The organism is Mycobacterium sp. 1245111.1, assembly GCF_001673405.1.
Classification (GTDB): domain Bacteria; phylum Actinomycetota; class Actinomycetes; order Mycobacteriales; family Mycobacteriaceae; genus Mycobacterium.
The window spans coordinates 1-14,534 of the sequence record NZ_LZLV01000104.1; the positions used below are offsets into that span (position 1 = coordinate 1).

Below are 14,534 nucleotides of genomic sequence, written 5' to 3' on the forward strand. Positions count from 1 at the left end.
CGTAGTCGAAAAGGTCGAAAAGACGCTTGCCGACCAGCATGTGCTGCCACAGCGGGACCGGCCGATGGTCGTCGACCCAAACCTGTTGCGCCACATCGCCCATCGCCGCGAGGCCGACCGGCTGGCCGACTGGGGCGGCCCGCGTCGCGGAGGCGGCAGGGGAGGCCCGGGGCGTTCGAACCACCGGGGCTTCTACCGCCCGCCATCACGGCCCGACGTGATCCGGATGCTCGACGCCGACGGTTTGCTGCCGGCGATCACATTCATCTTCTCCCGCGTCGGCTGCGACGCCGCGGTGCAACAGTGCCTTCGGTCGTCACTACGGCTGACCACCGAAGAGGAACGCGCGCAGATCGCCGAGGTGATTGACCACCGCTGCGGCGATCTCGAAGACTCCGACCTCGTCGTGCTGGGCTACCACGAGTGGCGTGAGGCGCTGATGCGCGGCATCGCCGCCCACCACGCCGGCCTGCTGCCGGTGTTCCGGCACACCGTCGAGGAGTTGTTCACCGCCGGGCTGATCCGGGCGGTCTTCGCCACCGAGACACTGGCTTTGGGCATCAACATGCCCGCCCGCACCGTGGTGCTGGAGCGGCTGGTCAAGTACAACGGCGAGCAGCATCTGCCGCTGACGCCGGGTGAATACACCCAGCTGACCGGCCGGGCCGGCCGCCGCGGCATCGACGTCGAGGGTCACGCCGTGGTGCTGTGGCATCCGGGCGAGGAGACCACAGAACCGGCCGAGGTCGCCGGGTTGGCCTCCACCCGAACCTTCCCGCTGCGCAGTTCGTTTGCGCCGTCGTACAACATGACGATCAACCTGGTGAATCGCGTGGGCACCGAGCAGGCGCACCGGTTGCTTGAGCAGTCGTTCGCGCAGTATCAGGCCGACCGCTCGGTGGTAAGCCTGGTCCGCGGCGTCGAACGCGGCCAGCAGATGCTCGACGAAGTCGCGGCCGAACTCGGCGGCAAGGACGCGCCGATTCTCGAATACGCCCGGCTGCGTGAGGAGATCAGCCAGTACGAGCGCGCGCAGGCCCGCGCGTCGCGGCTACAGCGCAGGCAGGCGACCAACGACGCGCTATCGGCCTTACGCAAGGGCGACATCATCACGATCACGCACGGACGACGCGGCGGGCTGGCCGTCGTCCTGGAGGCCGCCCGCGACGATTCCGATCCGCGGCCGCTAGTGCTGACCGAAAACCGTTGGGCAGGAAGGATTTCCTCGGCCGACTACTCCGGCGAGTCGACTCCGGTCGGATCGATGACCCTGCCCAAACGCATCGAACATCGGCAACCGCGGGTTCGCCGCGACCTGGCATCGGCGCTGCGTTCGGCGGCGGCCGGCTTGCGGGCTTCGGATGGCCGCGGCGGCAGGCGCTCCGAAACCCGCGACGCCGACCCCGAACTGGCCGCGCTGCGCGAGAAGATGCGGCGTCATCCCGGGCACCGTGACGCCGATCGCGAAGAACGGATACGCGTCGCCGAGCGCTATCTGCGGATCGAACGCGACAACGCGGCGCTGGAGAAGAAGGTCGCCGCCGCCACTAACTCGTTGGCCCGCACCTTCGACCGGATCGTGGGGCTGCTCACCGAGCGCGGCTTCATCGCCCTCGACGACGGCCGTCCCACCGTGACCGACGACGGTCGGCTGCTGGCCCGGATCTACAGTGAGAGCGACCTGTTGGTCGCCGAATGCCTGCGCACCGACGCGTGGACCGGTCTCAAGGACGCCGAGTTGGCGGCCGTGCTGTCCTCGGTGCTCTACGAGACGCGGGGCGGCGACAGCCCCGGAGCGCCGCGACACGAGCAGATCCCGACGCCGCGGTTGCGGCAAGCCCTGAGCCAGACGCGCCGCCTCTCGGCGAAGTTGCGTGCTGACGAGCACCGCCACCACATCACGCCCAGCCGCGAACCCGACGACGGCTTCGTCGCCGCCATCTACCGCTGGGCCAGCAGCGGCGACCTCGTCACGGCGCTGGCCGCCGCTGATGCCGAGGGCACCGGGTCGGCGCTGTCACCGGGTGATTTCGTCCGCTGGTGCCGACAAGTGCTCGACCTGCTGGACCAGGTCCGCAGCGCCGCCCCCGAGCCAGAGTTGCGGGCCAGCGCCAAGCGCGCGATCGACGTGATTCGGCGCGGCGTCGTGGCCGTTGACGCCGGGTAGGCTGAGCCGAGGTTACGGTGGCCTACGGCAACCGACGCGTGTACTGCAATCGCCGACTGAGAGGACTGGGACACGATGAGTGGACCGACAGGATCCGACCCGACGCAAGGGTGGCAGCCGCCTCAGGGTGAAGGTCAGCAGTCCGGCGAGGACCACACCCAGCAGGCGTCGCCCTGGCAGCAGCAGCCGGGCGGCGAGCAGGGCTGGCAACCGTCGGGCGGCGAGCAGCAAACCTGGCATGCGCCCGCCTACACGCCCACCGAATACGGGCAGTACCAGCAGCCGCCCACGCAGTACTACCCGCCGTCGCAGTACCCGCCCGCGTACCCGCAGCAGGGTCAGTACGGCCAGACCGCCCCTTACGGCCAGCCTGGCCAGTACGCACAACCGGGTCAGTACGGCCAGCCGGGCCAGTACGGTCAGCCGGGCCAGTACCCGCAGCAACCCGGGCAGCCGGGACAGTATGGCCAGTACCCCGGCCCCTACGGGCAGCCGCCGGCCGGCCCGCAGCGTTCCAAAAAGAGTGTCGGCGTGATTGCCGGTGTGTTGGCCGCCGTCGCCGTCGCGGTGATCCTGGTGCTGGGCTTCTGGGCGCCTGGATTCTTCGTCACCACCAAGCTCGATGTCAGCAAGGCCGAGGCCGGCGTGCAACAGATCCTCACCGACGGCACCAACGGCTACGGCGCCAAAAACGTCAAAGACGTCAAGTGCAACAACGGTCAGAACCCGACCGTGAAGAAGGGCGCCACCTTCGACTGTGACGTCAGCATCGACGGCACCAAGCGTTCGGTGACCGTGACGTTCCAGGACAACAAGGGCACCTACGAGGTGGGTCGGCCCAAGTAGCTCACGACGCGGGCAGCGCGTCGAGCGCTTTCTGCAGCCGGGCGATCGATGAGCCCACACCCAGCCGGCTCGCGAGATCGGCGACCCGCGCCGGGTCGGCGGCGACCAACGGCAGCGCATCGGTCGCGGTCGACAGCGTGACGGGGGCGTCGGTGGCCACCGCCACCACCGGTCCGGCCACCTCGACGTAGTCGGCGGCCGCCCGCAGCCTGGCTCTAACGCCTTTGGCGAGTGAGGATTTCGGGTCGTCGACGGCCGCCAAAATCGCCGCCAACGAGCCGTGCTGTGCCAGCAGGGTCGCGGCCGTCTTTTCGCCGACGCCCGGTACGCCGGGAAGCCCGTCGGACGGGTCGCCGCGCAGCAGCGCGAGTTCGGCGTAGCCTTCGCCGGCTCGGTCGCGTGGTACGCCGTAACGCTCGGCCACTTCCGCGGGGCCCAGCAATGTCGCGTTGGTCAGGCCGCGGCCAAGATAGAGCACCCGGATCTCGACCGGTTCGTCACGCACCACCTGTAGCAGGTCGCGGTCACCGCTGACGACGACCACCGGGTCGCGGCGTTCCCGCGCCGCCAGGGTGCCGATCACGTCGTCGGCTTCGTAGCCCTCCGCGCCGCCGGTGCAGATGCCGAATGCGTCGAGCAGTTCGGCGATCATCTCGATTTGCGGCGACAACTCGTCCGGTACTTCCTCGATATCGGTTTGCCCGCTGGGGTTTTCCACTTCGACCCGATGCGCCTTATACGACGGGATGCGATCCACCCGGAACTGCGGACGCCAGTCCAAATCCAGACACACCACCAGCCGGCCGGGTCGGTGTCGGGTGATCACGGTGGCCACCGAGTCGATGAAGCCGCGGACCGCGTTAACCGGCCGGCCGTCGGGGGAGGTGATCGAAGACGGGACGCCGAAGAACGAGCGAAACCACATGCTGGCGCCGTCGAGCAGCAGCAGCGGTGCGGACATATCCGTCATCCTGCCAGTAGCCTTTCCCGCATGGGTTCCGACCGCTTCGATGCCGACGTCTACCGCCGCCGGGTGGCGGCCGCGACTGCTGCCACCGCGAAGGCGGGCCTGGCCGGCCTGGTGATCACTCCGGGATACGACCTGCGCTATCTCGTCGGTTCGCGGGCGCAGACGTTCGAGCGCCTGACCGCGTTGGTGCTGCCGGTCTCCGGCGAGCCGACGATCGTGGTGCCGCGATTGGAGTTGGCGTCGCTGACGGAGTCCGCGGTCGCAGATCTCGGTGTGCAAGTGCGGGATTGGGTCGACGGGGCCGACCCCTACACGCTGGTTGCCGACGCCGTGGGAGGTGCTCCCGCGGCGACGGCGGTCACCGACTCGATGCCGGCGCTGCATCTGCTGCCGCTGGCCGATGTCCTCGGCGCGCTGCCGGTGTTGGCCACCGAGGTGTTACGTGAGCTGCGGATGGTCAAGGACGCCGCCGAGATCGACGCGCTGCGCAAAGCGGGAGCGGCCATCGACCGCGTGCACGCCCGCGTGCCGGAGTTCCTGGTGCCCGGCCGCACCGAGGCCGACGTGGCCGCCGACATCGCCGAAGCCATTGTCGCCGAAGGACATACGGAGGCGGCGTTCGTCATCGTCGGCTCCGGCCCGCATGGTGCCGACCCGCACCACGAATACTCAGACCGCGAGATCCAGGTCGGCGATATCGTCGTCGTCGACATCGGCGGACCGTATGCGCCCGGATACAACTCCGACTCGACTCGCACGTACAGTATCGGTGAACCCAGTCCCGAAGTGGCGCAGCATTATTCAGTGCTGCAGCGGGCGCAACAAGCAGCTGTCGAGGCGGTCCGGCCCGGGGTGACCGCGGAGCAGATCGACGCCGCCGCCCGCGACGTGTTGGCCGAAGCAGGGCTCGCCGAGTACTTCGTGCACCGCACCGGCCACGGCATCGGGTTGTCGGTGCACGAGGAGCCCTACATCGTCGCGGGCAATGATCTGCCGCTGCAGGTGGGCATGGCGTTTTCCGTCGAACCCGGCATCTACTTCCCGGGCCGGTGGGGGGCCCGCATCGAGGACATCGTGGTGGTGGGCGAAGACGGCGCGCAGTCGGTGAATCAGCGTCCACATGAACTGATCGTGGTCGCGGTTTAGGTATTAGGCTCGAGCGATGACCGACCACGACCGCGCCGCCGCCCGCCGAGAGATCACCAACGCCCTGATGAATGCGCTGGAACGACGACACGAAGTGCTGGACCTGATCGTGGAGGCCGACGATCGACCGTCAGCGGTGGACGCACTCGTCGAGTTACTGGGCACGTCACGGCTTGGTGCCGAAGCGGTGATCGGGATGTCGTTCGACCAGCTGACCAAGGATTCGCGGAAGAAGATCATCGCCGAGCTCGAGGACCTGAACAACATCCTGAGCTTCACCTTCAAAGACCGGCCGGCCAGCGCGGGCGAAACCCTGGCGCTGCGCGCGTTCTCCGCCGCGTCTGACCACGACATCTTCGCCGTGCGCACTCAGGACATCGGCGCCAAGGGTGATGGCTCAGGTGCTCCCGCGGCCGATCTCGAGGACGAAATCCGTTCGGCACAAGAGCGTTTCGACGCCGAGGAGGCGGCCTGGTTCGTCGCGGTCGACGGCGACGAGAAGGTCGGCATGGTATTCGGCGAACTGAACGATCACGAGGTGCACGTGCGGATCTGGATCCACCCGGACTACCGGCACCGTGGCTACGGCACTGCGGCGCTGGCCAAGTCGCGACCGGAGATGGCCGCGTATTTCCCGGCCGTGCCACTGGTGATTCGCGCGCCGGGCGCGACGCTCGTCTAGCCGGGCTAGTTGGCCTTGCGGGCCAACAGGTCCGAGGACCCGAGCACCCGCTCGACCTGAATCTCGATGACGACGCGTCGTGGATTCTCCCGTGGCGTGCGGTAGCGCTGTGCGTAGCGCAACTCTGCATCGCGGACGGCGTCGATCTCGCTGTTGACGCTCGCCCGGCCTTCCAGCGACAGCCACCGTGCGCCGTCGACCTGACTGAGGACGGCGATCCCGCCCCGGTCGGCGTTGACCGCCTTCTGCGAGCCTCCGGTGGTGATCACGCGGGCGATGTGCGTCTTCGGGTCGAACGTGAAACCGACCGCCACCACGTGCGGCGAGTTGTCGGCCCGCAGCGTGGTCAGCATGGCGAGGTGGCGCTCGGTCAGAAACGCCAGCGCGTCGTTGGTCAGCCGGGCCGTCGAGTTCGCCATCACCGCTCACGCTAGCGCAGGACATAATCGCAGCCGTGGATGACACGGGCGCGCAGACAGTGCTGATTCTCGGCGGCCGCAGCGAAATCGGCACCCAGCTCGCGGTGCGGCTTGCCCCGGGCGCGTCGGTCGTGCTCGCGGCGCGCAACGCCAGCCGGCTCGACGAGCAGGTTGCGGCGATCCGCACAGCCGGAGCAGCAGCGGTGGCATGCGTGGAATTCGACGCCGACGACCTCGAATCCCACGGTCCGTTGGTCGCTTCAGTGATCGCCGAGCACGGCCGGATCGACATCGCGGTAGTGGCGTTCGGCGTCCTCGGCGATCAGAGCCGCGCCGAAGCGGATGCTGCGCACGCAGTGTCGGTCGTCCACACCGACTACGTTGCGCAGGTCAGCCTGCTGACCCATCTCGCCGCCGCGATGCGCGAGGCCGGTCGGGGATCGCTGGTGGTGTTCTCGTCCATCGCAGGGGCCCGGGTGCGGCGAGCGAACTACGTCTACGGCTCGGCGAAGGCGGGTTTGGACGGATTCGCCAGTGGGCTCGCCGATGCGCTGCACGGCAGCGGGGTGCGGCTGCTGCTGGTGCGGCCGGGGTTCGTGATCGGCCGCATGACGCAGGGCATGACGCCGGCGCCGCTGTCAAGGACGCCGGCGCAGGTGGCCGCGGCGACCGCGCGGGCGCTGGCCAAGGGTCGACGGACGGTGTGGATCCCGTGGGCATTGGGGCCGGTGTCGGTGGTGTTCAAGCTGCTTCCGCAGTTTGTCTGGCGCCGAATGCCGCGCTAAAGCGCTGGCGCGCTGAGCGATTCAATCGGCGTTGAGTGGCGCGTCAGCGGTCTGAAGATCTCAACACTCGACTATCACCTGACGGCAATGCTGCCCGAACCTCCCGGCAGGTTTACACACTCTCTCAATGCAAGTGTTTTCTCCCGACACAAGAGAGAACGGAAAATCTTCCAAGACTGGAAGAACGTTGCCGGTCTCCCTCTCGGTATAGAACCCGGCGAAGAAGACCACCGCGATGACCGCGGCAAACAAGACGATAGAGACGACGGGGCGCGCCCAGGCGGCAAAATGGTCGACATGTTTCGTGTTCGTAGCTGTGGCCATCACTAATCGTAGAGCGGCTGACAAGCGCCCCCTAGACTGACGCCGTGGCTCCGAGCTTCGCAGATGTCGCCAAGGCGCAATACGTCCTGCTGACCACCTTCACCAAGGACGGTCGGCCCAAGCCCACGCCGATCTGGGCCGCCAGCGACGGCGACCGGCTGCTGGTCATCACGCAGGCAAAGTCGTGGAAGGTCAAGCGAATTCGCAACACGCCACGTGTCACGTTGGCGATCTGCGACATCCGTGGGAATCCGAAGAGTGAGCCCATCGAGGCGACCGCGACAATCCTCGACACGTCGCAGACCGGCCTGGTCTACGACGCGATCGGCAACAAGTACGGCATCGTCGGCCGGGTGTTCAACTTCTTCAGCAAGCGGCGCGGCGGCATGACCAACAACGTCGGTCTGGAGCTACGCGCCGCTTCGTAGGTGTTCGCCGAAGAACGCGAATACCCGCGCCCACGCGTCCTCGGTGGCTTCCTGGTTGTAGCCGAATCCCGTGATACGCAGCAGTGGCTGGGCGGGCAGCTTGTTGGCGAAGCTGTGTCCGGCCTTGTAGGTCTTGACGTCGTTGGGAATGCCTTTGTGGTCGAGCACCCGTTGCAGCTTCTTTGGCGCGCCTATGCCGATCGGGTCCCTGCTGCCCAAGCTGGCGACAATTGGGCACGCGCCGTCCAGCGTCTCGCTGAGATGCCGCGGAAGCGGTGTGCCATAAAACGGCGCGGAGGCGTCAAAACCCTTGGGCGACATGATAAGTGCGAAACCACCACCCATGCAGAACCCAGCGATGCCGACGCGTCCAGTGCACTCCGGCAGCGCCTTGAGGTGGTCGCGGGCGGCCAACACGTCGTCGAGCGCCTGTCCTTCTTGGGTCAGCAGCTGGCGCATCACCTTCGTGACACAGCGCGCCCAGCCGCCGCGGGAGAACAGGTTCGGGGTCAACGCGACGTATCCCGCCGCGGCGACGTGGCTGTTGATCGATTCCTTGTCCGACGCGTAACCGATCGCGTCGTGGATGATCACCACGCCGGGCCACGGGCCGGCGCCTTGGGGGATGTCGAGCAGGGCGTCGATCGGGCCGGTCGGGGTGTCGATCTCGATTGTCGTCACCACGCCATCTAACCGCGCGAGAGCGGTCGGCGGAACTCCGGCGGCGGTCGTCGACGTTGGCAGTTCATGGTGTCGCGACTGTTTCTGGTCTACGTCGTCGCCGAGCTCGCGGTTGTCGTGGCGCTGGCGTCCACGATCGGGCTCGGATGGACCCTGCTGCTGTTGTTGGCCGCAGTGGTCGTAGGCCTGGCTGTTGCGGGCTCGCAACTCAAGCTTCAGGTCAACCGGCTGCGGTCGGGTCCGAACACCGATCAACCGAAGCTTGCCGCCGACAGCATGGCCGTCGCACTGGGCACCCTGCTCGTGGTGATGCCTGGCCTGGTGACCAGCGCCGCTGGGTTGTTGCTGTTGCTCCCGCCGACTCGGGCGGCAGCCCGCCCGCTGCTGAGCGCGATGGCCGTCCGCGGCCTCGGCCGGCGCATCCCGCTGATCACCGTCTCCGGCGTCGGGCCGTACAACCGGCCGTCGCGTCCCGACTACATCGACGGTGAGGTCATCGACGTCACCGACGTCGATCCGCCCGCATTGCGATCCGAGTAGCTCAACCCTTTAGGTTCTTCGGCGTGACTGACGTCCCGGTCACCCTGTTGCTGAACGGCAGGGTGCACAGCGCGACCCACCCCGACGCCACCGCAATGGCGGTGCGTGAGGGGGTCGTGGTGTGGCTGGGCAGCGACGACGTCGGCCGCGACCAGTTCGCCGCCGCCGACGTCGTCGACCTGGCCGGCGGCTTCGTCGCACCGGCATTCGTCGACAGCCACGTCCATCTCACCGCGACCGGGCTGACGCTCACCGGCCTCGACCTGCGTGCCGCCAGGTCGCGGCGGCACTGTCTGCAGCTGATCGCCGACTACGCCGCGGCGCACCCCGGCGAGCCGATCTGGGGCCACGGCTGGGACGAGACGTCGTGGCCGGAAAGCGTGACACCGAGCACCGCGGACCTCGACGCGGTCGTCGGTGATCGGCCCGCCTACCTGGCCCGCGTGGACGTGCATTCCGCGCTGGCATCGACGAACCTGCGCCGACGGTCCCAGGTGCCGGAGACCGAGGCTCCGCTGGTGGCCGACGCGCATCACCAAGTCCGCGCCGCCGCGCGTGAGCTGCTGACCGACCCGCAACGGGCCGACGCGCGGCGGGCCGCGCTGGATGCCGCGGCAGCGAATGGGATTGTCGCCGTTCACGAATGCGCTGGCCCTCAGATCGGCGGCCTGGACGACTGGCGCGAACTCAAAGCTCTCGACCACGGCGTCGAGGTGTTCGGCTACTGGGGCCAGGCGGTCACCAGCCCGGCTCAGGCCCGCGAACTCCTCGACCAGACCGGCGCTGCGGGGCTGGCCGGTGACCTGTTCGTCGACGGCGCCCTCGGATCGCGGACCGCGTGGCTGCACGACCCATACGACGACGCCGCCGAGCATCGCGGGACCTGCTATCTGGACCACGACACCGTCACTGCGCATCTACGGGCGTGCACCGAAGCCGGCGTGACGGCCGGATTCCACGTCATCGGCGACGCCGCGGTCGCCAGCGTCGTCGGCGCCCTGGAGCGGGTGGTCGACGACCTCGGTGTACCCGCCGTGGCCCGCTGCGGCCACCGCCTCGAGCACTTGGAGATGGTCACCGCCGAACAGGCGGCCAAGCTCGGCACGTGGGGCGTAATGGCGAGCATGCAGCCCAACTTCGACGCGCTCTGGGGCGGTCGCGAGGGCATGTATGCGCGCCGTCTCGGTATCGATCGAGCGGGGCGTCTGAACCCGTTTGCGCTGCTAGCATCCCAAGGCGTGGCCCTCGCGTTCGGATCCGACGCACCGGTGACCGGCCTCGACCCCTGGGCGACGATCCGGGCGGCCGTCAACCACCACACCCCCGGCAGTTCGATCTCCTCGCGGGCTGCGTTCGCCGCTGCGACCCGCGGTGGCTGGCGGGCCTGCGGTGCCGGCGACGGCCTGACCGGTCGCCTGGTCCCGGGCGCCCCTGCCTCCTATGCGGTCTGGGATGTCGATGAATTCGAGGCGAGCGTGTCGACGTCAACCCAAGCCGTACGGCGCTGGTCAACCGACCCGCGGTCGCGGCTACCGGCATTGCCGCGGCTAGGCCCGGTGACCCGCTGCCGCGCTGCCGCCAGACGGTCCATCGAGGCGCGGTGATCCGTGCCTAGGGACCCTAGAAGGTTCGATCGCCGAATCCGGCCCGTGAAGAGCACGGAGAAGACCGACATCATCCCGGCGGTCACGGATCCGATCGACGACGACGAGGCCATCACCGGCGAAATTCCTGTCCCGGACGCCGAGGAAACCGGGGAAGTCCCGTGGGTCCCGGACGTCGAACCCGAGGACGACGTCGATGACGACATCGATGATTTGCTCAGCGACCTCAGGTCGCCGAAAGCGAACGCCGACACCCCGGATGTGCCCCACGACCGGCGCGCGGAGTTGCGTGGCCAGGCGGCTCGGGTTGGCAGAGTGGCGGGGCAGTGGTTGATGCGGCTGGCCGCTTGGCTCGCTGCCGAGACCCGTAAGCGGGTGCCTCGGGCGGGCAGGTGGCTGCGGCCGAGACTGGCGCGGCTGAGCGCGTCGATCGTCGCCGGACTGCTGCTGTGCTCGAGCTATCCGCCGTTCAACTGGTGGTGGGCCGCCATCCCGACGTTTGCCGTGCTGGCGTGGGTGCTGACCAGGCAGGCCACCACGCCGTTCGGGGGCTTCGGCTATGGCGTGCTGTTCGGCTTCGCGTTCTACCTGCCGCTGATCCGTTGGATCAGCATCCTGGTCGGCGCGACACCCCTGCTGGCGTTGGTGCTGCTGTGCGCGATCTTCCCGGGACTCTTCGGTTTGGGGGCCGTCACCGTGCGGCGGCTTCCCGGTTGGCCGGTCTGGTTCGCTGTGATCTGGGCCGCGCAGGAATGGCTCAAGTGCACGATCCCATTCGGTGGCTTTCCGTGGGGTGTGGTCGCCGCGGGGCAGACGTCTGGGCCGTTCCTGCCGCTGGTTCGGCTGGGCGGCGTCCCGCTGCTGTCGCTGGCGATCGTGCTCACCGGCTGCGGCGCCGCCGCGTTCGTCATGGAGGCCGTGTCGTGGTGGTGGGCATCGCACCGGCGGCAGACCGCGGAACACATCCGGGTGGCCGACGCGCCGCCAGCGGTCCTGCTGCCCGCGTTCTGCATCTGCCTGATGTTTTTCCTGGCCGCCGCCGTCTGGCCGCAGGTCCGACATTCCGGCACCGGCTCGGGCAACGAACCCACGGTCACCGCGGCAGTGGTGCAGGGCAACGTCCCCCGGTTGGGCCTGGAATTCAACGCACAGCGCCTCGCGGTGCTCGGCAACGACGTGCGCGAAACCCGGCGGCTGGCCGACGACGTGCGGGCCGGTCGAGCGCCGCAGCCCGACTTCGTGGTCTGGCCCGAAGATGCATCGGAAATCGACCCACTTGCCAATCCTGAAGCGGCGCAAGAGATTTCAGTCGCCGTCGAGGCTATCGGAGCGCCGATACTGGTCGGCACGGTGCTCGACGTCCCGAATCGGACGATCGAGGATCCGGCCCAGACGAACACGGTGATCGTCTGGAATCCGATGACAGGTCCAGGCGATCGCCACGACAAGCGGATCGTGCAACCGTTCGGCGAATACCTGCCGTGGCGCGGCTTTTTCCGCCATCTGTCCAGCATGGCCGACATGGCCGGGTACATCGTGCCGGGCAAGGGCCCGGGGGTCGTGCGAGCCAAGGGAACCCCGATCGGGATCGCCACCTGCTGGGAGGTCAGCTTCGACCGGGCGCTGCGGCACGCGGTCCGCAACGGCGCCCAGGTACTGGCCGTGCCCGCGAACAACGCAAACTTCAACCAGACGATGAGTGAGCAGCAGCTCGCGTTCTCCAAGCTGCGCGCCGTGGAGCTCGATCGCTACGCCCTCGTCGCCAGCAACGTCGGGATCTCGGCCGTGGTCACACCGGACGGCCGTGAGCTACAGCGAACCCAGTTCTTCACACCAGCCCACCTGGACAACCAGGTCCGCCTCAAGACGTCGCTGACGCCCGCCGCAAAGTGGGGTCCGATCGTGCAGGGTGCGCTAGTTGTGGCGGCTCTGGCGGTGCTGTTTGCCGCGATACTGCACAATGGATGGTTCGCGGATATCCACCGACGACTGTCGGAGCTGGCAAACAGAGGTGGCCCGGTGTCGGAGAACTCCGATGACGACCCGCTCGGTGACGACGAGGGAGCCGACGGGGACGACCTGACATATGACGCCGAGTTCGACGATGACGCTCGCTATACCGCCCGCCAAGGGCCAGAAAAAGGAGACCTATGACCACCGGCGATCCGGTGTCTCGGGCCGCGGGCGATCGCCCCAGCCTGCGCACCCTGGTGATCATCCCCACGTTCAATGAGCGGGAGAACCTTCCACTGATCGTGCAGCGAGTGCGCGACGCTCGCCCCGACGTCCACATCCTGGTGGTCGACGACAACAGCCCCGACGGCACCGGGCAGCTGGCCGAAGACCTAGCAGCGGCGAATCCCGGCCTGATCCACGTCATGCACCGCACCGTCAAGGACGGCCTCGGGGCGGCCTATCTGGCCGGCTTCGCCTGGGGGCTCGACCGCGGATACAGCACGCTCGTCGAGATGGACGCCGACGGCAGCCACGCCCCTGAGCAACTACACCGGCTGCTCGAGGCCATCGACGGCGGCGCGGACCTGGTGATCGGTTCGCGTTACGTCGAGGGCGGCGACGTCAAGAACTGGCCGTGGCGGCGCTGGGCGTTGTCCTGGACAGCCAACACCTACGCCCGGCTGGCTCTCGGCATCGGCATTCACGACATCACCGCCGGTTACCGTGCATACCGCCGGGACGTGCTGGAGAAAATCGACCTCGACCACGTCGACTCGAAGGGCTACTGCTTCCAGATCGACCTGACCTGGCGCACCATCACCAACGGGTTTGTCGTCGCCGAGGTACCGATCACCTTTACCGAGCGCGAGCTGGGCGTATCGAAGATGAGCGGATCCAACATTCGCGAAGCCGTCGTCAAAGTGGCGCAGTGGGGGATTGACGGGCGCCTGCACCGCAGGCGCGCGACGCCGGTCAAGCAGTAAGGGTCAGCTGCCGCGACGGCGGGTGCGGATCAGCTCGAGACGCTCTTTGAGTAGTTCCTCGAGTTCTTCAACTGAGCGGCGCTCCAACAGCATGTCCCAGTGCGTACGGGGTGGTTTGACCTTCTTCGGCTCGGGCAGGTCCCCCTCGATCAGGGTGCCCTCCATGCCGTTGCGGCACAGCCAGGTGCCGGGGATCTCGGCATCGTCGGCGAACGGAACGTCGAATTCTTCGCCGTTTTCGGTGCGGTAGCGCGCGATCTGACGCGGCGCCAAATCATGATTGCGGTCGGTCTCGTAGCTTACGGCTCCAAGGCGACTGCCCCTCAAGACGCGATCGGCCATTGGTTAGCACTCCTCTTAATGTCTTCTTATCAGCTAGCGCCCTGAACAACGTCACGGCGGATGGCTTGGTTCCCGGCGGCGCCGCGGATGGCAGGCGACCCGACGTTCCATGATACCGGGATCCGACCGGCACCCCGACTAAAGTCGGGCCCGTGACACGCCGCGCCCGTCCTCAACCGTGCCGCTGGTGCGGCCGTGACGTCGCTGACAGCGGGCTGGGTCGGCGCCGCCAGTACTGCCGCCAGTCATGCCGGCAGCGCGCCTACGAGCAGCGGGCATCGATCAATGGCGCCAACTCCGTATCGTTGCCGGCCGACGCCGTGGTGCTCTCCGCCGACGAGGCCGCCGACCTGTCAGACCGCGTCTACCAGGTGAGATGCGCGGCGGAAGACGTGGCCACGGCGCTTGACGAGGGGGCGGACACCCCCGAGTTGCGCGAACTGTGCGACGCGCTGATGCGGGCCGCCGCGGCGGCTGACGGGTGGCGCTGACCGGGCTTGGCCTCGGCTGACTTGTGGCGGGTACAGTCTCGCCATGGATCGCTGGGCCCCGGAATCAGTTGCGGAGCCAGGCCATGGGCGGGGTGGGCGAGTCGGCGCCCGCCAACGATGTTCTCGGGTCGAAGAGCAGGTAAGCCGCCATCCGCGCGGCAAGTGACGCT

The 14,534-nt window shown here is 68.0% G+C and carries 12 protein-coding genes and 2 pseudogenes; 10 read left to right on the plus strand and 4 right to left on the minus strand.

What is annotated here, in order from left to right; all coding sequences use genetic code 11:
• The coding region (locus A5658_RS15405; RefSeq protein ID WP_156751488.1) for a helicase-related protein at positions 1 to 2,167 on the plus strand (2,167 nt) is incomplete at its 5' end.
• A gap of 75 nt (positions 2,168 to 2,242) precedes the next feature.
• Positions 2,243 to 3,013 (plus strand): DUF4333 domain-containing protein, encoded by a 771-nt coding sequence (locus A5658_RS15410; RefSeq protein ID WP_067336655.1) that lies wholly within the window; start codon positions 2,243 to 2,245, stop codon positions 3,011 to 3,013.
• Between the two features lies 1 nt (position 3,014).
• Here the strand turns inward: A5658_RS15410 and A5658_RS15415 are convergent, their stop codons facing one another.
• Positions 3,015 to 3,974, minus strand: a complete 960-nt coding sequence (locus tag A5658_RS15415; protein ID WP_067336707.1) for a 5'-3' exonuclease — start codon at positions 3,972 to 3,974, stop codon at positions 3,015 to 3,017.
• Between the two features lie 30 nt (positions 3,975 to 4,004).
• On the opposite strand from A5658_RS15415, the gene A5658_RS15420 reads away from it, so the two are divergent.
• Both A5658_RS15420 and A5658_RS15425 read left to right on the plus strand, forming a co-directional pair.
• The gene (locus A5658_RS15420; protein ID WP_067336658.1) at positions 4,005 to 5,129 is read left to right on the plus strand and encodes a Xaa-Pro peptidase family protein; all 1,125 of its coding nucleotides are present in this window, start codon (positions 4,005 to 4,007) and stop codon (positions 5,127 to 5,129) included.
• Positions 5,130 to 5,145: 16 nt separating this feature from the next.
• Positions 5,146 to 5,811: a GNAT family N-acetyltransferase gene (locus A5658_RS15425; RefSeq protein WP_067336662.1), complete on the plus strand. Its 666-nt coding sequence runs from the start codon at positions 5,146 to 5,148 to the stop codon at positions 5,809 to 5,811.
• A gap of 5 nt (positions 5,812 to 5,816) precedes the next feature.
• Here A5658_RS15425 and A5658_RS15430 read toward each other — a convergent pair whose 3' ends face one another.
• Positions 5,817 to 6,230: a F420-dependent biliverdin reductase gene (locus A5658_RS15430; RefSeq protein ID WP_067336665.1), complete on the minus strand. Its 414-nt coding sequence runs from the start codon at positions 6,228 to 6,230 to the stop codon at positions 5,817 to 5,819.
• A gap of 35 nt (positions 6,231 to 6,265) precedes the next feature.
• Between A5658_RS15430 and A5658_RS15435 the strand changes: the two genes are divergently transcribed.
• Together A5658_RS15435 and A5658_RS15445 are read left to right on the plus strand one after the other, a co-directional pair.
• On the plus strand, positions 6,266 to 7,015 hold the full coding sequence (locus A5658_RS15435) for an SDR family NAD(P)-dependent oxidoreductase (protein ID WP_067336669.1): 750 nt from the start codon (positions 6,266 to 6,268) through the stop codon (positions 7,013 to 7,015).
• A gap of 368 nt (positions 7,016 to 7,383) precedes the next feature.
• On the plus strand, positions 7,384 to 7,767 hold the full coding sequence (locus tag A5658_RS15445; RefSeq protein WP_067336678.1) for a PPOX class F420-dependent oxidoreductase: 384 nt from the start codon (positions 7,384 to 7,386) through the stop codon (positions 7,765 to 7,767).
• On the opposite strand, the gene A5658_RS15450 is transcribed toward A5658_RS15445, so the two are convergent.
• Entirely contained in the window at positions 7,750 to 8,448 is a 699-nt protein-coding gene (locus tag A5658_RS15450; RefSeq protein WP_067336710.1) for a dienelactone hydrolase family protein, read from the minus strand. The two genes, A5658_RS15445 and A5658_RS15450, sit on opposite strands and share 18 nt — an antisense overlap.
• A 66-nt stretch (positions 8,449 to 8,514) precedes the next feature.
• On the opposite strand from A5658_RS15450, the gene A5658_RS15455 reads away from it, so the two are divergent.
• From A5658_RS15455 to lnt, 3 genes and pseudogenes are all read left to right on the plus strand, one after another.
• Positions 8,515 to 8,988, plus strand: a complete 474-nt coding sequence (locus A5658_RS15455; protein ID WP_067336681.1) for an FxsA family protein — start codon at positions 8,515 to 8,517, stop codon at positions 8,986 to 8,988.
• Between the two features lie 95 nt (positions 8,989 to 9,083).
• Positions 9,084 to 10,603 (plus strand): annotated as a pseudogene (locus A5658_RS15460) (amidohydrolase).
• Between the two features lie 322 nt (positions 10,604 to 10,925).
• Positions 10,926 to 13,531, plus strand: a pseudogene (gene lnt / locus A5658_RS15465) (apolipoprotein N-acyltransferase).
• A 3-nt stretch (positions 13,532 to 13,534) separates the two neighbouring features.
• Here the strand turns inward: lnt and rbpA are convergent.
• Complete coding sequence (rbpA, locus tag A5658_RS15475; protein ID WP_067336691.1) at positions 13,535 to 13,873, minus strand: RNA polymerase-binding protein RbpA; 339 nt, start codon at positions 13,871 to 13,873, stop codon at positions 13,535 to 13,537.
• A 152-nt stretch (positions 13,874 to 14,025) separates the two neighbouring features.
• On the opposite strand from rbpA, the gene A5658_RS15480 reads away from it, so the two are divergent.
• Positions 14,026 to 14,364 carry a hypothetical protein gene (locus A5658_RS15480; protein ID WP_082993192.1) on the plus strand — a complete coding sequence of 113 codons (339 nt, stop codon included), beginning with the start codon at positions 14,026 to 14,028 and terminating at the stop codon, positions 14,362 to 14,364.
• Positions 14,365 to 14,534 lie beyond the last annotated feature (170 nt).